The 18,707-nt window shown below is 70.7% G+C and carries 18 protein-coding genes; 8 read left to right on the top strand and 10 right to left on the bottom strand.

Annotated elements, in window-relative coordinates:
• The first annotated feature begins 84 nt into the window (after positions 1-84).
• On the top strand, positions 85-360 hold the full coding sequence (locus tag ACF1BH_RS11485) for a hypothetical protein (protein WP_391642233.1): 276 nt from the start codon (positions 85-87) through the stop codon (positions 358-360).
• Positions 357-2,051, top strand: coding sequence for a helix-turn-helix domain-containing protein (locus ACF1BH_RS11480; RefSeq protein ID WP_391642232.1), 1,695 nt, complete (start codon positions 357-359; stop codon positions 2,049-2,051). The genes ACF1BH_RS11485 and ACF1BH_RS11480 overlap by 4 nt, the downstream gene beginning before the upstream one ends.
• A gap of 115 nt (positions 2,052-2,166) precedes the next feature.
• On the opposite strand, the gene ACF1BH_RS11475 is transcribed toward ACF1BH_RS11480, so the two are convergent.
• A complete protein-coding gene (locus ACF1BH_RS11475; protein WP_391642231.1) occupies positions 2,167-2,760 on the bottom strand; it encodes a snapalysin family zinc-dependent metalloprotease in 594 nt (197 codons plus the stop codon).
• Between the two features lie 806 nt (positions 2,761-3,566).
• Between ACF1BH_RS11475 and ACF1BH_RS11470 the strand changes: the two genes are divergently transcribed.
• Positions 3,567-4,658, top strand: a complete 1,092-nt coding sequence (locus tag ACF1BH_RS11470; RefSeq protein WP_391642230.1) for a cytochrome P450 — start codon at positions 3,567-3,569, stop codon at positions 4,656-4,658.
• Positions 4,659-4,728: 70 nt separating this feature from the next.
• Positions 4,729-5,691 (top strand): alpha/beta hydrolase, encoded by a 963-nt coding sequence (locus tag ACF1BH_RS11465; RefSeq protein ID WP_391642652.1) that lies wholly within the window; start codon positions 4,729-4,731, stop codon positions 5,689-5,691.
• Positions 5,692-5,817: 126 nt separating this feature from the next.
• On the opposite strand, the gene ACF1BH_RS11460 is transcribed toward ACF1BH_RS11465, so the two are convergent.
• The 3 genes from ACF1BH_RS11460 to ACF1BH_RS11450 all read right to left on the bottom strand — a co-directional run bounded on the left by ACF1BH_RS11460 (position 5,818) and on the right by ACF1BH_RS11450 (position 9,141).
• Positions 5,818-7,263 carry a glutamate decarboxylase gene (locus ACF1BH_RS11460; protein WP_391642229.1) on the bottom strand — a complete coding sequence of 482 codons (1,446 nt, stop codon included), beginning with the start codon at positions 7,261-7,263 and terminating at the stop codon, positions 5,818-5,820.
• Positions 7,264-7,357: 94 nt separating this feature from the next.
• Positions 7,358-8,329, bottom strand: a complete 972-nt coding sequence (locus ACF1BH_RS11455; RefSeq protein ID WP_391642228.1) for a tellurite resistance/C4-dicarboxylate transporter family protein — start codon at positions 8,327-8,329, stop codon at positions 7,358-7,360.
• 146 nt (positions 8,330-8,475) lie between these two features.
• Positions 8,476-9,141, bottom strand: a complete 666-nt coding sequence (locus ACF1BH_RS11450; protein ID WP_391642227.1) for a DUF4232 domain-containing protein — start codon at positions 9,139-9,141, stop codon at positions 8,476-8,478.
• A gap of 254 nt (positions 9,142-9,395) precedes the next feature.
• On the opposite strand from ACF1BH_RS11450, the gene ACF1BH_RS11445 reads away from it, so the two are divergent.
• Positions 9,396-9,572, top strand: a complete 177-nt coding sequence (locus ACF1BH_RS11445) for a hypothetical protein (RefSeq protein ID WP_391642226.1) — start codon at positions 9,396-9,398, stop codon at positions 9,570-9,572.
• A 111-nt stretch (positions 9,573-9,683) separates the two neighbouring features.
• Here the strand turns inward: ACF1BH_RS11445 and ACF1BH_RS11440 are convergent, their stop codons facing one another.
• Both ACF1BH_RS11440 and ACF1BH_RS11435 read right to left on the bottom strand, forming a co-directional pair.
• Positions 9,684-10,229 (bottom strand): GNAT family N-acetyltransferase, encoded by a 546-nt coding sequence (locus ACF1BH_RS11440; RefSeq protein ID WP_391642225.1) that lies wholly within the window; start codon positions 10,227-10,229, stop codon positions 9,684-9,686.
• An 84-nt stretch (positions 10,230-10,313) separates the two neighbouring features.
• Positions 10,314-10,625, bottom strand: coding sequence for a helix-turn-helix domain-containing protein (locus tag ACF1BH_RS11435; protein ID WP_391642224.1), 312 nt, complete (start codon positions 10,623-10,625; stop codon positions 10,314-10,316).
• On the opposite strand from ACF1BH_RS11435, the gene ACF1BH_RS11430 reads away from it, so the two are divergent.
• Positions 10,591-10,758 carry a hypothetical protein gene (locus ACF1BH_RS11430; protein ID WP_391642223.1) on the top strand — a complete coding sequence of 56 codons (168 nt, stop codon included), beginning with the start codon at positions 10,591-10,593 and terminating at the stop codon, positions 10,756-10,758. The genes ACF1BH_RS11435 and ACF1BH_RS11430 overlap by 35 nt on opposite strands.
• Before the next feature lie 91 nt (positions 10,759-10,849).
• Here the strand turns inward: ACF1BH_RS11430 and ACF1BH_RS11425 are convergent, their stop codons facing one another.
• From ACF1BH_RS11425 to ACF1BH_RS11410, 4 genes are all read right to left on the bottom strand, one after another.
• Positions 10,850-11,458 (bottom strand): hypothetical protein, encoded by a 609-nt coding sequence (locus ACF1BH_RS11425; protein ID WP_391642222.1) that lies wholly within the window; start codon positions 11,456-11,458, stop codon positions 10,850-10,852.
• A gap of 62 nt (positions 11,459-11,520) precedes the next feature.
• Entirely contained in the window at positions 11,521-11,997 is a 477-nt protein-coding gene (locus ACF1BH_RS11420; RefSeq protein ID WP_391642221.1) for a (2Fe-2S)-binding protein, read from the bottom strand.
• A 49-nt stretch (positions 11,998-12,046) separates the two neighbouring features.
• On the bottom strand, positions 12,047-14,380 hold the full coding sequence (locus ACF1BH_RS11415) for a molybdopterin cofactor-binding domain-containing protein (RefSeq protein WP_391642220.1): 2,334 nt from the start codon (positions 14,378-14,380) through the stop codon (positions 12,047-12,049).
• A 331-nt stretch (positions 14,381-14,711) separates the two neighbouring features.
• Entirely contained in the window at positions 14,712-15,890 is a 1,179-nt protein-coding gene (locus ACF1BH_RS11410; protein ID WP_391642219.1) for an aminotransferase class V-fold PLP-dependent enzyme, read from the bottom strand.
• Between the two features lie 473 nt (positions 15,891-16,363).
• Between ACF1BH_RS11410 and ACF1BH_RS11405 the strand changes: the two genes are divergently transcribed.
• On the top strand, positions 16,364-16,933 hold the full coding sequence (locus ACF1BH_RS11405) for a transglycosylase SLT domain-containing protein (protein WP_391642218.1): 570 nt from the start codon (positions 16,364-16,366) through the stop codon (positions 16,931-16,933).
• 455 nt (positions 16,934-17,388) lie between these two features.
• The gene (locus ACF1BH_RS11400) at positions 17,389-18,051 is read left to right on the top strand and encodes a hypothetical protein (protein ID WP_391642217.1); all 663 of its coding nucleotides are present in this window, start codon (positions 17,389-17,391) and stop codon (positions 18,049-18,051) included.
• The last annotated feature ends 656 nt before the right edge of the window (positions 18,052-18,707 follow it).

Here is an 18,707-nt window from a genome sequence, read left to right as displayed (position 1 = left end):
GCCCACCGGCGGCCCCCGCCGCCGGCCGTGCGCCATCTCCTCCGCAAAACACCGATCGTCAAGGTTTTGACTGCGGTAGCGGGAATGGGCACCATCGAGGATGTGTCGGGTTTTACTGAGGAAGAGCATGAGCTCGCGGCGGCGGTCGAGGCGCTGAAGGCCGCCGAGGAGCGTGTCGCCGCCGCTCTGCGGGGCTATCTTGCCCGCGATCCGGTGACCGGCCGTCCGGTGCACGGCCGGATCGGGCGGGCGGCGCAGATCACCGGCTGGGGCGAGCAACGGGTGAAGGAAGTCGTCACCCCGGAACTGGCCGAACGACGCCGCGCCCGGCGCGCCGGTACGGAGGTGGCGGAGCGATGAGCGACTTCGAGGCCATCGACTCCCTGCTGGCATCCCTCGTCCCCGAAGCCGGCCTTCCCGACGCGGCGGCCCGCCGGGCGCTGCGCGAACAGGCCGGACTGTCGAAAGCGCAGGTGGCCCGTGCGCTGGGCGTGAGCCCTTCCACGGTCACGGGCTGGGAGACCGGACGCGACCCGGCCGGGCAGACCCGCGCGAAGTACGCCTACCTCCTGGACGGCCTGGCCGCGAAGCTCACCCCCGGGGCGGACGCCTCACCCGTCCCCGGACCGGACCACCCGCTCACCTCCGAGCAAGATGCTCCGCCCCGGAGGGGCGCGCCCGCCGAGGACGCCACGGCGGCGCCCGCCGGCGGCCATGGCGAAGCCGGCACCGCCGAGCCCGGGGGCACCGAGCACACCGAGGGCGGCGGGCACGGCGGCCAGGACGGCACCGGTGACGAGGTCGAGAGCCTGACCGTGCCGGAGCCGTGCGTCCTGTGCGGGCGCCCGGCCGTCCACCGGGTGGCCGGCTTTCCGCAGCACCTCAGCGCCGCCGACTGCCAGGGCACCTCAGGCGCTCCCACCGCCGAGCAGAGCCCGCCGCCCGCGGCGGAACCGGCTCCCGCGGCGGAACCGGCTCCCGCGCCCGCGCCGCAGGCGGGTGGCCCGCGCCGCGCCCCGGGCGCCCGGCACTCCGCCGCACAGCCCGGCAAGTCCCCCGCCCGACGCGCCTTCCGCTCCCCGTCCGAACCTTCCGATGTCATCGGCAACGCGGTCCGGGCCGCCCTCGCCGATCACCACGGCGACACGGAAGCGGCAACGGCGGCGCTGGTGAGAAAGGCGATCCCGGACGCGATGGCGCTGCTGGACGAAACCCGTAAAGGCGCTCGTTACGACATCATCGCCCACCCCTGGATGCCCGACATCCTCAAGAAGCAGAGCTCCCGCGGCCCCGACCACATCTGGGAAGCCCGCCCCAAATGGACCTGCGGCGAACTGCCCCCGGGCGAGCATCAGGTCACCGCACTCGACATCAACGGTGCGTATCTCTCGGCGCTCAAGACCCATCTGCCGATCGGTCAGCTGGAGCACTCCACGGGCTTCGCCCACGATCGGCGCCGCGCCGGCGTCCACCTGATCACCCCGCCGCACTGGGACCACGAGCACACCCTGCCCAACCCGCTCGGCCGGCGCGACGAGCCCGGACCGCTGTGGGTCACCGAACCCACCTTGCGCCTTCTGCAACGCCTTTCCGGGCCCCGGTACGGACTGTGCGACCCGCCGGAAATCCACGAGTCCTACACCTCGGGCGCCACCGAGAATCTCCTGGAGAAATTCCGTACCGTCCTCAAGGACGCCCGCGATGACGCGCTCGCCGCCGATGACACGGTGACCCTCGAATACGTCAAGGCGATGTACGCCAAATTCGTCTCCACCATGGGCGAATCGAATTACAACCGCCAGTTGTACCGCCCCGACTGGATGCACCTCATCCGCTCCCAGGCCTTCGCCAACCTCTGGATGAAAGCGCTCAGGGCCCATGAGGAAGGTCTGACCGTCGTACGCGCCATGGGCACCGACGAACTCCACCTCATCGGCGACTGGCGCCGCGTCTTCGCCGAAGGCCGCGCGGTGACCGAAGTGAAGGTCAAGGACGTCTACACCGTCGGAACCCCCGTCGAGGCGGCGGGCGACGCGGGGGAGGGGGAATAGCCCAACCGTTCCGCCCCGGGCGGTGAACCGCCGACGGGACGGTGCCCGGCCGGTCCGGCGTTCTCCCGCCCGGACGGCCGGCGCACCGCTCCCGCCTGCACCGCTCGGCGGTCGGTCAGCGCGCGGTGGCGAAAGCCGGGGCGTCGCGCCAGATGTCCACCACCACGTGACGGCCCTTCAGACGTGCTGCCGAGGCGCCGCGGGCGTAGTTCTGGTCGACCTGGGCCGCTTCGGTGGCGTCCGGCTTGTCGTTGGTGCACGAGGGGCCCGGGCCGTGGCCGGACATGATCTCCGAGCACGGACCGTCGTAGTCGTCGGGCAGTCCGAGGATGTGCCCGGTCTCGTGTGTCGCGACGCGCGCGAGATCGTAGCCCTCGGTCACGGCTTCCTCGCCGAGCTGCACTTCACCGCTGCCGCCGGGAAACACCGGCCCCAGCGTCGACTGGGGCCAGCCGCTGGTCGCCTTGTAGACGAAGTCCGCCGAAGCGGCCGAACTCGCGGGCTGCAAATGCACATTGTGCACCGCAGCATTCCAATTCTCCGCGGCCTTCTTGATCGCATCCGCCCACTTCCCGGCCCCGCCGGCGTCATAGGTCAGTGTGACGACCTCCGCCGACGCCTTCGGCGTAGCCTGCGCCGGAACGCTCCCGGCCGTAGCGCCCAGCATGGCCGGGACCAGAGCCGCCACCGCGACAATTCGATTGATCATGAGCCTCGTCCGCCTCCTCAAGCATCAGTTGCCTTGCAAGCGGTAAGGCCACCACGCAGGAATCCACCGCCACAAGTCGGCAACCGGCCGCTCTCCCGACCGTAATTCCGCTGCACATGAGGAGAGTTCGGCAAATATTTCGCTCTATGGAGGCTCGCGCACCGGATGCCCCGGCATTTCGCCCACGAGCGGGTTCCTGGCCGGATGCCGTGGCACACCGGACCCCTGGACGCCGACCTGGGTCGTCTTCGCCGTCCTCATCGTCTTGGTCGTCTTCGCCGTCATCGCCGACGGCCGACGGCGGAAGGGCGCCGTGCGGGCAGTGCCGGCATGCCCGCGTGATCATCGAGGTTGACAGACTGTAGCCGCTTCGAAGGCGGCGTTCCCGGGCCCACGTTCACCCACCGCGGTGAGCGTGCTGTACCGCGCATTCCCCGCGCGGACGCCCCCGCGTGCGTGCTGTCCCTCTCTTCCGAGCCGCGAACGTGGTCACCGGTCTTCCCGTGAAACCGTTCCCTTCCCCCGCCGCGCCCTGGGTACTGACCCCCGTCGTGCCCGGCGCCGGGCGATGAAGGGCGCGCGGGCAGCGGCGGCGCACGCACGGAGCGGAACCGGGGCAGCCGCGGCGCACCGTCTCAGCCTTCGCACCCGCTGATCCCCGCGCGGGGAGCCCCGGCCGGCTTCGGCTGCCGGAGGCACCCGTGCCCGCCCGCCTGCCGCAGTCCGTCACGAGCCCCAAGGGCCCCGTGACGGCCCCCGCAGGCGGCCGCTGGCCCAGCACGCCCCGACCACGAGGAGAGATACCGGTGCCGCAGACCACGATTCCCGACTTCCCTCTCGACCGCGCTCCCGGCTGCCCTTTCGACCCACCACCGCACCTCGCCACCCTGCGCGCGCAGGCCCCGCTCGTCCGGGTACGGATCTGGGACGGGCAGACCCCCTGGCTCGTCACCCGTTACGAAGACCAGCGCGCCGTCCTGGCCGACCCGCGCTTCAGCGCCGACCCGAGCAGGCCCGGCTTTCCCGCGCCGACCGAGGGCTTCACCACCCAGGGCCACCAGGAGGCGCAGGCCCTGAGCATGCAGGACGATCCGGAGCACGCGCGGCAACGCCGCATGCTCATGGGGCGCTTCACGGTCAAACAGGTCACCGCGATGACTCCGCGGCTGGAGCGGATCACCGACGACCTGCTGGACCGGATGCAGGCCGCCGGGCCGCCGACCGACCTGGTCGAAGCCTTCGCGCTGCCCATGCCCTCCCTGGTCATCGGCGAACTGCTCGGCGTCCCCCGGCAGGACCACGCCCTCTTCCGGCGCGCGGCCTGCACGATGGTCTCCCGGGAGAGCACCGCGCGGGAGTTCACCGCCGCCCGCACCGAACTCGCCGACTCCCTCGGCCACCTGATCCGGCGCAAGGACCACGACCCGGGCGACGACCTGCTCAGCTCCCTCGCCGTCACCCGCCTGCGCACCGGCGAACTCACCCCCGCGCTCCTCGTCGAGATCGCGATGACGCTGCTGATCGCGGGGCACGAGGCCACCACCAACCAGCTCGCCCTCGGAACGCTGTTGCTGCTGCGCCACCCCGACCGGCTCGCCGTCGTCCGGGACAGCGACGACCCCGCCCGGGTGGCGTCGGCCGTCGAGGAACTGCTGCGCTACCTGACCAAGGAACTCCGCGTCGCCTACCCGGCCCTGTTGTGCCGCTTCCCCGGATTGCGCACCACCCTCCCCGACGAGGACATCCGCTCCGCACACGACATGCTCGTCCACGGCGTCCACGCACTGCCGGTCAGCGGTGATCCGGATCCTGCCGCCCCGTCACCGGCACCTGCCGCCGCACCGCCCCCACCCGTCCGGAAAGGAACCCATGAACCTCCGCCCCGCACCGCACGATGAACCGCAACAGATCCCCGCGACCGCCGGGGCCCCAGCAGCTCCGGCGGATCAGGAAGACCGGCCCGCACCCGTGCCGTTCGACCCGGAAGCAGCGATCGTCCTGGACGGGCTGGGCGCGCTGCGCGACGCCGAGCCGTCGTCACCCGCGGACGTACCCCGGTGGCGTGCCCACCTCGCCACGGCCGCTCCTGACCCCACGGAGGACGAACTGTGCGACGGCGGGCGCTTCGAGGTGGTGGAGCGTGCGGTGCCGGGACCCGACGGAGCCCCGGACGTCCCGCTGCTGATCGCCCGCCCGGCGGGACTGCCCGACGGGGCGCCCGTCCTCTACCACCTGCACGGCGGCATGATCGGCGGGAGCTGCCGTACCGGTATGCCCGGCATCCTGCGTGAGTGGGCCGCACCCCTCGGCCTCGTCGTGGTCTCCGCCGACTACCGCCTGGCTCCCGAGCACCCCTACCCGGCGGGCGTCGAGGACTGCTACGCGGGCCTGGTGTGGGTGGCCCGGCACGCCGCGGAGATCGGCGGTGACCCGGAGCGGACCGTCGTGGCGGGCGGCAGCGCGGGCGGCGGGCTGACCGCGGCCCTCGCGCTCATGGCGCGCGACCGGGGCGGACCACGTCTCGCCGGTCAGCTGGCCATGTGCCCCATGCTCGACGACCGCAACGACACCCCCTCCGCCCGGCAGATGGCCGGCCACGGCGTGTGGGACCGGCGCGCCAACGAGGCCGGCTGGACGTCGCTGCTCGGCGAGGCCCGCGGCACCGACCGGGTACCGCCGTACGCGGCGCCCGCCCGCGCCACCGACCTGTCCGGCCTGCCCCCGGCCTACCTCGACGTCGGCGCCGCCGAGACCTACCGCGACGAGTGCGTGGCCTACGCCACCGGTATCTGGCGAGCCGGAGGCGATGCCGAACTCCACGTCTGGTCGGGCGGGTTCCACGGTTTCGACCAGATCGCCCCCGACACCGCCGTCGCCCGCGAGGCCCGCAAGGCCCGCGTCCGCTGGCTGCGCCGCATCCTCCACCGGTGACCCCACGCCCCGTCCCCCATCGAACGTGGGGCGGCGGGGCGGCAGAGGCCCGGACCCGTCCACGTGGTGTGGCCGGTCCGGGCCTCCGCCGCGCCGAAGTGGCTCGCCGGGGAGGAGCCGGGCCGGTCAGGTGTGGGCGAAGCCGGATCCGGCCTCGTGGGCGGGCGGGGTGGTGGTGAGCCGGTCGACGGCGTCGCCGAGGGCGGTCAGGAGGGACTCCGCGAGGTCGCGGCCGAAGCCCTCGCGGACCACGATGCGCAGAACGGCGATCTCCTCGGCGTTCGGCGGCATGGTGTAGGCGGGCACCTGCCAGCCGTGGCGGCGCAGTTCGTCGGAGACATGGAAGACCGTGAACCGGCTCGCGTCCTTGAGCTTGAACGACACCACGGGGATGTCCGTGCCGTCGCTGATCACGTCGAAGACGCCCAGTTCCGTGATGCCGCCGGCGAGGAAGTGCGCGGTGTTCCGCAGGCCGGTCATGACCTTCGTGTAGCCCTCCCGCCCGAGGCGGACGAAGTTGTAGTACTGCCCGACGACCTGGTTCCCGGGGCGGGAGAAGTTGAGGGTGAAGGTGGGCATGTCCCCGCCCAGGTAGTTCACATGGAAGATCAGCTCCTCGGGCAGCTCCTCGGCCGCGCGCCAGACGACGAAGCCTATGCCCGGGTAGGTGAGGCCGTATTTGTGGCCGGAAACGTTGATCGACTTCACCTGCGGGAGCCGGAAGTCCCACTCCAGTCCGGGGTGGAGGAACGGCGCGACGAATCCGCCCGACGCGGCGTCGACATGGATGGCGATATCGGTTCCGTGCTCGGCGTTGTAGGCCACGACCTTGTCGTGGATCGCCTTGATGGGCTCGAACTCGCCGGTGTGGGTGGTCCCCAGGATCGGCACCACCCCGATCGTGTTCTCGTCCACGTACGACATGGTCTCGTCCGCGTCGACGGTGAACCGGTCGGTGGCCACCGGCACATAGCGGGGCTCGACGTCCCAGTAGCGGCAGAACTTCTCCCACACCACCTGGACGTTGGAGCCCATCACCAGGTTCGGACGGTCGGTGGAAAGGCCGGCCGCCGCACGGCGGGCGCGCCACTTCCACTTCATGGCGAGACCGCCGAGCATGACCGCCTCGGAGGAGCCGAGGGTGGAGACACCGACCGCATCGCCCTGCGTGGGCGCGTGGAAGAGCTCCGCGACGATGTTGACGCAGCGCCGCTCGATCTCCGCGGTCTGCGGATACTCGTCCTTGTCGATCATGTTCTTGTCGAACGTCTCGGCCATCAGCTTCTCGGCCTCGGGGTCCATCCACGTCGTCACGAACGTCGCCATGTTCAGCCGCGAACTGCCGTCCAGCAGCAGCTCGTCATGGATCATCCGGTAGACCGCCTCGGGCGCCGCCTCCTGGTCGGGCAGCCTGTTCTTCGGAACCTGCACGCTTCCCAGACGCCCGGTGTAGGCCGGATCGACCAGCGATTCACTGCTGTCATGACGGTGCACCACGAGAACTCCCACGTCGGTCGGGTCGCTGCGCGGGCCGGTCGGCCCGCCGCGTCCGAGGGCTCCGAGCCCGGACACGCCGATGCTGCCAGGCCCGCTCTCCGCCATGAGGACGATCGGGAAATCGCAACGGTTCACTCCGGTTGCCGCTGCGTCTCGCCGCGCTGCCCCGCTACGGCTTCTGCCGGCGTTCCGGCCGTCGCCCCGCGCGCGAGGGCGGCCGGGGAAGGGTGCGGCACAGGCCGTACGCGGCCGGGAACCAGGCGGCTACGGCGATCCACAGCAGGACGTGGCCGAGGGTGCCCAGCCACGGGACGGTGGCCGCCCTCGCGGTGGCGAGGGCGGCCACCGCGGTCATGGCGAGGGGGAAGACCGTGGACCAGCGGCGGACGTCGTACACCGGGCGCGGCCGGACGAACTCGCCGCACAGCAGCACCGCGTACCAGGCCAGGGCCAGCGCGAGCAGGACGAAATCCGCCGCCCGCAGGACCGTCGCCGCACCGCCCGACCACGCGCCGGAGGCGAGCAGCTCGGCCCCGGCGAGCGCCGAGATGGCCAGGGCACCGCCCGCGATCCAGTGGTCGCCCGCGCCCGTCACCACCTGACGCAGATCGAACCGCGCCAGCACCACCGCGTACAGGACGAGCCCCAGCACGAAGGCCGCCAGCGCCGGCCGGGCGAGCCGGCCGCCGACCGCCGGTGCGAGCACGGCGGCCAGCACCGCGAGCCCTTGGGTGGCGACGCAGAGCAGGAACATCGCGCCCGGCGCCCGCCGCGGCAACCGCCGCAGCACCGGGACGAGCAGCCCCGGCCACAGCACGGCGGCGAGCAGCAGCAACGCGGCGGCGAGCGGGACGGCGCCCAGGAGCGCGCAGCGCACCCCGAGGACCGTCGTGGCGGCGACGGCGGTGAGCGCGGGCGGTGTGCCGGCCTTCCCCCGCCAGTGGTCCCGATGCCTCAGGAACAGCGCCGCGAACCCCCACGCGAGGAACAGCCACACCGCGGTGGCCAGCCCGAACGCCACCAGGGAGAGCACGGGGAAACCGGTCAGGCGCAGGCCGACCGAGAGGGTGCCCGTGGCCATCACCGCGGCTCCGGTCGCCGGCGGCAGGTCGGCCCACCAGGGGGCGCGGTGCTCCGTCATGCGTCCATCACAACGGGATCGGCGCGGCAGTGCCAGTACGCCTGCCCGGGGAGCGCGGCCGCGAGCCGCACGCGACGGTGCCCCGCAGCACGCCGCTTCCCGGACCGGCCGCCGACGGAGCGGAGGCGGCCGCTACCGCACTCCCGTCAGAAGTCGTAAGGCTTCTCGGCGTTCCAGTTCAGGACGTCGGCCTCGTTGTACGTGAACTGCGGCTTCTCGCCCTTGACGTCGACGGAGTAGGCGGGCTTCTCCTGGCCGTCCCGGCCGCGCAGCGCGACGGAGAGACCGGAGCCGGTCCGGTTGTCCTTGCCGTAGTCGAAGAGGTTGACCGCGCTGTAGACCTTGCCGCCGGGCCGCACCGCGATCTCCTGGTGACCGCCCTCCGCCTTCTTCGACAGCGGCAGCGTGGTGCCCTCACCGTTGATCTTGACGGACGGGTACGACGTGATCAGGCACGGCTTGTCGCTCTTGTTCACCGCGGTGAGCAGCAGGTGGTCACCCTGCTGGTCGGCGAGCCGGTGCTCGGCGGTGACCAGCAGTTCATCGCCGACACACTCCTCGACGCCCGACGCCTCACCGCCCTTGCCCGCGGAGGCGCCGGCGCCGCTCGACGCCGACTCCGTCTGCCCCTTCGCGTCCGTGCCGTTGGCCTTGGCCGAGGAACCGTTGGCGTCCGCACCGGACGCGGACCGGTTCTGGCCGGCGGCGTCGTCGCTCTTCGCGCCGTCGTTGCCGCCGCAGGCGGTCAGGCTCAGGGCGAGGGCGGCGGTGGCGGTCGCCAGGACGGTGGCGCGGATGCGGGAAGTGCGCATTTTTCAGGTCCCCTGTGGTCGTGTGCGGGACTTCTCCATCTCGTTCCCGCGGTGTGGACACCACTTTCACCGGGGCCGCTGACGTTCTGGAAACGCTTCACTTACGTCCCACGGGCAACGGCGCGTGAACGGTGCAGGGCAACGGAGCCTGCGACACGGTGCGCAACGGCGCAGCCAAGACGTCCGGCGGAACGCCGGAGACCGACAGGGGCCACGCTGCTACTGTCGATGGACCGACAACTGGGGGGTAGCACATGACCATGCGCTCCGGACCGCTGGCCAAGATCGTGGCTTTCCTGCTGCACGGCCTCCGCGCCCGACTCACCCACGCCGACGCGCACCGCTCCGCCGCACCGGCCAAGTACGCCGGCCTCGCCATGCACTACCGGCCGACGTCGCCGGGGCACTACGGGAGTTCGAGGACTCCGTAAGTTCCGGCCGGCGTCCGTCCCGGCCCCAGGGGACCGGGACGGACGCCGGCTGCTCGGCCCGTCCACCGAGGGCATCACGGGACCGGCCGCGGACCCTCGGGCGCGGTCCCGTCACCACGACGCGGGCTCCGCATCCGTCGCCAGTCGCGCATGGAGTTCCACGTCGAAGCGGACACCGTCGTACTCGAGCTTCTGCCGTTGCCGCCCTTCCACCGTGAAGCCGGCCGCGCGTGCCACACCGCAGGAGGCGGGATTGTTCACCCGGTGCCCGAGTTCCAGCCGGAAGAGCCCGGCCTCGTCGAAAGCCCAGCGGGCCACCGCACGGCAGGCGCAAGACGCCACGCCCTGGCCGCGAGCGGTCGCCGTCGTCCAGTAGGACACCCATCCCAGGGCATGACGCCGGTCCACCGAGCCGACACACACCTGGCCGAGAACGTGGTCACCACCGTCGACGACGGCGAAGGAGTAGGCGGAACCGGCATCCCACCGGTCCCCACGGTCCGCTGTCCACCGCGCGGCAGCCGCGACGGAATCAACGGGCTCAGTGGACTGCCCACGCATGAGCGGATCCGCGAACGCGGTCGCCACCGCCCCGGCGTCCTCGGTCCTCCAACGGCGCAACACCAGTCCGGAGGGAGCGTCTTCACGATCGCGCACGACGCAATTCTTGCGCGGCGCGCGGCGCCTGTCACGCCCGTTCCGCCAGCAGCCGGACGGCTCGGCCCCGTCTAGCCCGGCCCCCTACGACGTGTGGGCGGCCGGGGAGGCGCGGAAGGTCCTGCGGTAGGCGGACGGGGTGGTGGCGAGGGTGTCCCGCATGTGCTTCCGCAGGGTCGTCCCGCTGCCCGGACCGGACCTGGCGGCGACGTCGTCCACGGGCAACTCGGCCGACTCCAAAAGATGGCGGGCGTGCTCCAGCCGCGCCGAGGTGCGCCATGCGGCGGGGGAGAGGCCGGTCTCTGGCCGGAACCGCCGGGTGAACGTCCGCACGCTCAGGTCGCAGTGCACCGCGAGGTCCTTGAGGGAGAGCCGCCGGTCCAGGTGTGCGGTCATCAGCGCCCGCGCCCCGGCCGTCCAGGTCCCCGGCGCCGCCCACGGCTTCGACCTGCTCTTCCCCCAGGCCCGCATCAGCGAACGCAGCCTCACCGACCAGGTGCGGGCCCTGCGCGAAGCCCTCCACCCCTGACGGGGCGGCCCGCCCCCGCGTGGCCGTGCCCGGGTGACCGACCGCAGACGGTGCGGGCAGGGCCTGCTGCCGGGGCTGCTCGGCGAGCCGATCACCTCGGGGCGGAGAAGGACCGCAGGACGACTTCTTGCCGCGCCCGCTGCTCCAGCCACCGGTCGGCAGGGTCGGCGAGCACGACGCCGTACCGAACCCCCTCGTCGCCGGTGAGGACGCGGTCGAGGACGCGCCGTGGGCCGAGCTTCGGGCTCGTGTAGGCGTATTCGAGTTCCGCGGCGGCAGCCTTCCCGGAGCCGGTCTTCTCCAAGCGGATGCGCCGGTACCCGGGTTGTCCCGAGAGACTTCGGTCCGCGCTCTTCAACGCGTCGTAGGGCGTCTCATCCGGGGCGGTCATACGGAAGATCTGGATGAGGCTCGTCTCCCCCGGGGACTGGTAGAAGACTCCGCCGGTCCGCTGCGTGCGCCGCCAGCCCCGCGGAACGTCCACGGTGAAGCCCGCCGCATCGTGCACCCGCCGGTATCCGTCCGGTGTGTCCGGCCCGGCGGGTCCCGAAGGCGCGACCGTGCCTGCCGGGGGCGCGGGGCGGAGGAAGGGGGAGGAGACGATGGTCGCCGCGCAGTGATCGGGGGCGAAGTCGTAGTTCCTGAGCAGCGCGCCCCTGCCGCCGATCTGGGGGCAGCCGGAGAAGAACGGCCTGCGCACGCAGCCCCGGGAACTCCCCGGGAACTCCCCGGGACCTCACGGGGCCGCGGACGCTCGGCGGGTCACATGTGCGCGGCACCCGCTTTGATCGCCTCGCGTATGCGGTTGTAGGTGCCGCAGCGGCAGATGTTGCGGATCTCGTCGAGGTCCGCATCGCTGATCTCGTGGCCGGCGGCGCGGGCCTGCTCGACCTTGGCCACCGCCGCCATGATCTGCCCCGGCTGGCAGTAACCGCACTGCGCGACGTCGTACTCGATCCAGGCTTCCTGCATCGGGTGCAGGTCCGTGTCCACGGTGTCGGCCAGACCCTCGATCGTGGTGATCTCGTCGTCCGCCTTCACGTCCTTGACCCGCACCGAGCAGGGGTTGAAGGCCTTGCCGTTGAAGTGGGACGTACACGCCTTGCAGACGTTGATGCCGCAGCCGTATTTCGGTCCGGTGACGCCGAGGACGTCACGCAGGACCCACAGCAGCCGGACGTTGTCGTCGACGTCGACGCTGACGGGCTTGCCGTTGAGGATGAAGGTATGGGTGCTCATGCGAGGTCCTGGAGGGTGAGGGGAGGGAGGGAGAGCATGTGCGGCGTCCTCAGTAGGTGTGGCTGAGGCCGTCCGTCGGCGATGCCGGAACGGGCGGGACGAACGGCTTGACGTCGAAGGACACCGTGCCGTGGTTGATGGGGAACCGCGTGGGCACCGTCCCCGTCGCGCGGGCGTACGCGCAGGCGACCGCCGCCACGGACGCCGCCACACCCGCTTCCCCCGCGCCGCCGGGCTGCCGGGAGTCCGACGGCATCACGACGCACTCGAATGCGGGGGGAGTGTTCCACTGGCGGGTGTAGAAGTAATTGTCCCAGCTGGCTTCGAGGAAGTGCCCGTCGCGCAGGTGCAGACTGCTGGTGAGGGCGAGGGCGATACCGTCCGAGACACCGCCCATCATCTGGGCCTCCAGCCCCTTGGGGTTGATCACCAGCCCGGCGTCCACCGCGATCACCGCCTTGGTCACCCGCGGACCGGTCACCGCGTCACGGATCTTCCGGTTCACCGTCTCGGGCCGGCAGTCGATCTCCACCAGCACCGCGGTCGCACCCTTGTACTCACTGTGGACCGCGATGCCCTGCGCCGTCCCGGCAGGCATCGCCCTGCCCCAACGCCCCACCTCGGCGACCTTCTTCAACGCCGCCTTGACCCGCTCCTTCTTCAGGAACGCGAGACGGAACTCCAGCGGGTCCTTGCCCATCTTCGCCGCGAGCTGATCGATGACCAGTTCATTGGCGCACGCCACGTCCGGTGAGTAGATGTTGCGCATGCTCCCCGTGTTGAACCGCCCGTCGGCCTCGCTCAGCAGCTGGGTGACGAGGCCGAAGTGGTAGGGGAGTTCCTGGGTGAGCGTGAAGACGGTTTCGGAGAGGGCCAGGCCGGTCAGCCCGCCGGGCAGCCGGTCGACCGTCGCGGTGATCATCTCTCCGAGCCCGTGACCGAAGTCGGTGACCACGCTCGTGTGCCGCTGCTCGAACGTCAGCACCTGCCCGCCCAGATGGGTCGCACGGATCCGGGACGTCGCCATCGGATGCACCCGGCCCTGCCGCGGCTCGTCCGCGCGGTGCCACATCAGCTTGACGGGCTTGCCCATCGCCTTGGACACCTTGGCCGCCTCGACAGCGGCATCCCCGAAGAGCTTGTGTCCGAACGATCCGCCTCCGGTGACCACATGGACCTTCACCGCGCCCATCGGCAGCCCGACGGCCTTGGCGATGTCCCCCTGCGCGACGATCGGCGACTTCAGCCCCGCCCACACCGTCGCCCGGTCCGCCCGCACATCGGCGATGGCGCAGTTCGGCTCCAGCGCCGCGCTGCTGCGGAACATGAACGTGAAGTCCGCCTCCACCGTCTTGGCCAGCGCCGGAACCGCGGGAACCGCCAGCGGCAGCTCCGCCTTCCGCAGCCGCGCCAGGACCGTCGCGTCGGACTCGCCCTCGACCGAGCCCGCAGCCCACTCCACGTCCAGCGCCCGCACCGCGTCGATGCACTGCCCGAACGTGGCGGCCCGCACCGCGACACCGGTGTCGACCAGCGCCACGTCCGTCACGCCCGGCAGGGCCAGCACCGCCGCCTTGTTCCGGACGGAGGTGGGCGACCCGTTGAGCGTCGGAGCCCGGCACACCATCGTCGGCAACGCATCCGGTATCTGAAGATCCATCACATATTTCTTCTGCCCGGTCACCGCGAGCCGCGCGTCGTCCCGGCCGTGCGGCTTGCCGATCACCGAGTACCGCGACGCCGGCTTCAGCTCGGTCTCCACCGCCTTCACCTTGCGGCCGGCAGCCTTCGACGCCAGCACACCGTACGATCGTGACGATCCGTCAGGCGCCGATATCACCCCGGCCTTCGCCGTCAGCAGGGTGACCGCCGCACCCAGCTCGATCGCCGCCGCCTCCAGCAGCGCCTTGCGTGCGATGGCTGCGGCGACCCGCACCGGCGTGAACATCGAGACCGTACTGTTCGACCCGCCGGTCATCTGGTTCAGCAGCAACTCCGGCCGCGCCGGCGCCAACGTCACCCGCACCTTGTCGACCGGCAGATCCAGCTCCTCGGCGATGACCATCGCCATCGAGGTGGTGATCCCCTGCCCGACCTCCATCCGCGGAAGCTCGAACGACGCGGTGCCGTCCTCGTGCAGCACGATCTTGATCAACGCGGCGGTCGGCAGCGCCGCGTCCGTCTGCAGATCCTCCAGGTCGTACACCTCCGGAATCTGCGGCACCGAAGGCACCGCGGCCTGCGCGGGCGTACCCAGCCGGAGATCGGCGGCGACGGCAAGCGTCGCCCCGGCCAGCACGTATCCCATGAACGCCCGGCGCCCCACCGGCGCCCGCTCACCGCGCCTACTGCTGTGTCCACCCTTGGCGGGGACGTCGCTCATCGGCGTTCCTCTCTGATCCCGGTCAACCTTCGCACCCCAACTTCCCTCCGACGCACGGCCGATGACGGCATCGCCGGCGCCGGGCGGGACAGATGCGGGGGACCATCATGCTTGATCCACCGAGGGGCGGTACGCCGGGTTGCTCCTCGGTGGATCGGCTCACGGACCGACGGCCCGGACGAAGCCCGGCCGGTCGGTGCATACCGGGCAGCCGCAACCGCGGCGGCATGACCGAGGACATCGCCCTGGGCCGCTTCGCCCGACACCGCCACATCACCAGTGCGCCCCGCGCCGCGCCCGCACACGGTCACGACGGACAAGTCACACGTGATCAGCGGGCCGAGGCGAGTTCCGCGACGGCCTCGACGGCGCGATCGATCTCCTCCTCGGTGTTGTAGTAATGCGGCGAGAGCCGCACCAGCGGATGGACGTTCCGGTCCTCGGTGTCGAACTGCGTCTGCACCGGATCGGTGACGCTCACGTTGATCCCGCGCCCGGCGAGCGCGAGCGCGACCTCGTCCGCGGCCATCCCATCGACGCCGCACGTGACGATCGCGCACCGCTGCCGGCCGAGATCACGGGTGGTGACACCGGGAACGGCCTCCAGCCCGTCACGCAGACGGGCACCAAGGGCGAAGGCGCGTCGGCCGATCTCGTCCATCCCCAGGTCCCACGCCTGCTGGGCAGCGGCACTCAGCCCCAGCACATTCGCGTAACTCATCTCCCACGTCCCGAAACGCCGCGCACCGTCGTGCCAGGAAAAACCGCGATTTCCGTCCCAGGTCGCCGCGGCGACCTCCACCACATGCGGCTCCAAACAGGCAAGCGCCCCGGACCGCACCCACAAAAATCCCGTACCCCGCGGACCGCGCAGAAACTTGCGCCCGGTAGCAGTGAGCATGTCGCACCCCAGCTCACCGACATCCACCGGAAACTGCCCCACGGACTGGGTGGCGTCAAGGAGAAAGGGAACGCCGGCGGCACGGGCGATACGGCCGATCTCGGCAACCGGATTGACCAGCCCACCGCTGGTGGGAACATGGGTGACACCGACCAGCTTGGTGCGTGCGTCGATCAGATTCGCCAGGGCAACGGTATCGAGCTGCCCGTACTCGTCATTCGGGACGACGACGATCTCCACTCCGGTGCGCTGCGCCATCTGGAGATAGGCAAGGACGTTGCTGCCGTATTCGGCCCGGCCCGTGAGAATACGATCACCCGGCTTGAACGCCATGGCGAAGAATGCGGCATTCCAGGCGCGGGTGGAATTGTCGAACAGCGCGACCTCCTCGGCCCGACCACCCACCAACCGGGCGAGATGCCCGTACGTGGCGTCGATACGATCTCGCTCCTGCCCCGCGGCCTCGTAACCACCGATCGCGGCCTCCAGCTCCAGATGAGAGACCACGGCCTCCAGCGTCCGCCGCGACAGCAGCCCCGCACCGGCATTGTTGAGATGAATCCGATTCCCGGTCCCCGGAGTGCCCCGGCGTAGCACGTCAATATCCATGCGCTTCCTCTCCCCACAACGCGGCGTACCTCTGCCTGCCTCCTACGTGTCCACATAGGTATCGGTTCACGCGCGGGTTGGTAGCTGTGGGGTGGTGGGTGTGGGACTGATGGTTACTTCACCTGGTCTGGTGTGTCCGTATTTGTCCCGTATTTGTGAGGGTGGGCACGGGATGTGCGTCACCTTGGAGGCTTGGTAGTAGGAGGGATCCGCGTCGCAGTCGCCCTGTCGTCGTTGCTGCGTCGTTTTCTGCTATTTGTGGTCGTAGGTCACATGTTTGCGTGGGGCGGTGGTTCTCTCGCAACGTGGTGGACGTACCGGGGAGCCGAGCGCCGGACCGGACGGACGACCACTCCGCCTGTGCCTGACCCGGCCCCACGACGCGACAGCCGCGTCGAGCGCGCACCCAGCGTGCGTGCCGCCGACCTCCTGTCGGCCTCCCCACGAGATGTCCCCGAATGGAGAGGTTCACCATGACTGCCACCACCGCTGCCCGCTTCCGCACGTTCACGATTGCCGGCCTCGTCACCGCCGGTGCTGCGGCCGCCGCGACGCTCGCCGCGACTCCGGCTCATGCCGCTCCGGTCCCCGCTCATGCCGCGGTTCCCGCTCACGCTGTGGTTTCCGCTGCCGCTGTGGCGGAGCAGGCGGGCAAGGCTGATGCGAAGAGCGCGGATGCTCAGCAGGTCTCCGAGCTGGTTGAGCAGGGCAAGGCGAAGCATGGTGACAATCTCGACGGCTGGATCCGTACCGCGCTCGATGTCATGGATGCCAAGAACATTCCCGGTTCCTATAACGGCGTGAAGAAGAACATTCTCCGTGAATCCGGTGGTAACCCTCAGGCGCAGAACAACTGGGATGTCAATGCCCAGAACGGTGTTCCTTCCAAGGGGCTGCTGCAGGTGATCCAGCCGACCTTCGACTCCTACCACGTGGAAGGCACCAAGGACTCGCTCACCGACCCGGTGGCCAACATCGTCGCAGCCTCCAACTACGCCGCCGACCGCTACGGCTCCATGGACAACGTCAACTCCGCCTACTGACCCGGTCACCGGCGGAGCGCACACGGCCCGCCTGAGCCCTGGGGGCCGGTCCCGGCCAACGTCCGTAGCCCCGGCCCTGGCAAAGGCAGAAGGCGGCCAGGCCGAGGAGTACGGGTCCGGTGAGCCGGGACACCATCTCGGTGTAGGTGCCGCCGAGGGGCAGGTCTGGGCCGGAGGACCGCAAGACGCCCGAGCTCGCCACAGAGCGCCCCGAACCAGAAGCCCATACCGACTCGGCGGAGGCGATGGCGGATGGCGCGACGCTCCCGCCAGACACCATGCCGACTCGGCGGAGATGACCGGCGGATGGTGCGCGCCGACGCTCCCTTCGGCATCCCCGGATGCGTTCGGCAGCGAAGCCCACACGGCGCGGTGCCGAGGAGAGCGATAGCCGGACGCCGAGTGAGCCCACAAAAAGCCCGGCGCTCTGTGCTTTGGCAGATAGCGTGACCGGTATGTCCGAAGGCATCGCCTGGATAGGCGCACACAGCACCACGAACGCAGACACCGCCCTCCCCGGAATGCTCGGCGGCATTTCACTGACCGCGGCCCGAGGAGTGGAGCCCGAGGAGTTCCTCGTCGCACTGGGCGCCGACCTCGACGAACTCGCCGCGCGCACCCCGTACAAGGAGCTTGTCGTACCGGTGGGGCAACCGGGCAAGCCTTCGCCCCGCGCCAATGCGGCCATGTACGGGACGTGCGGTGAGTGGGTGTACGTCCTGGAGGACTGGGGGATGGCAACGTGGTCCACCGGCTACCGGGGCGTGACGTCGATGCAGCCCTACCCGGACGAGGAAATTGTCTGCCTCACGATGAACTGGTGGAGCCCACCGTGCCTGATCATCCACGCGCCCGGGGACGGCCGGGTGCGGCGGGCCGAGTTCGGTACGGACACCGGCGAAGGATCTGCCCTGGATACGGCGCTGCAGGAGGCGGGCGCGGTGTTCCCGGTCGTGCCGGACGTCAGTGCAGCCGAACAAGCCGCGCACCAGGAAGAGTACGGCGAACGGCTGCCGCACGCGGTGTTCACCGCTGTCGGCGCCTATACCGGCCTGTCGATCGACCGGGCCGCCGTCGAGGCCGGCGACTTGCCATCGGTACTGATCCCCCAGGTGTGATCGATGCCCAGCACAGGACCGCCCCCGCTTCGGGACGCGGCCAGTCCGCTTCGGCGGGTGGCTACCACGGCGGCGCCCGATCCCTCCCTCCAGGAGTCCGGCCGACGCCTCCCGCAGAGGCGTCAAGGTCTGCCCTGCGCCAGGACCGCATCCTCAACGAGGCAGCCGAAACTGCGGGCCGGGCCCCTCAGCTGATGAGGCGATGGAGCCGAGGCGAGCGTCCAGATCCGCGAGCCCTGCTCATCGGTGATGTCTGCGTCAGGGCGTCGGCCGTCACTGCACGACGGTGAGCTGCCGTCACCCCTCATCGACATCGACGCCGATAGAGAAGCGAGCGTGGCGGCGTCGAATGGACCGCGTACTGAGAGAGCGCCCCGAACATCTCCGCCAGGGACCGGTCCGCGCTCGCTAGGGACCGGTCCGCGGGGTTGGCCAGGCGCTGCTCAAACTAACGGGCGAACGAGGTGCGGGGAGATGGACCTGCGGTTCGGCCTCGCCGGCGTCCTCTTTTGCAGCCGATGCAACCACGGGGCGAGGTCCATGAGGTGCGCTGACACGACTGCAACCGATCCCGCGGCTGATCTGTTTGATGCCGGCGTCCAGAGGAATTCGGTGTTCCCAGCCCGCTGGTGTTCTCGTTCAGTGCTCGTTCAGTG

The sequence above is a fragment of the Streptomyces sp. NPDC014733 genome (genome assembly GCF_043083385.1).
In the GTDB taxonomy this organism is placed as follows: Bacteria; Actinomycetota; Actinomycetes; order Streptomycetales; family Streptomycetaceae; genus Streptomyces.
Note: the sequence above shows the minus strand (reverse complement) of the source record. Positions and strands in the feature narration are given on the sequence as shown.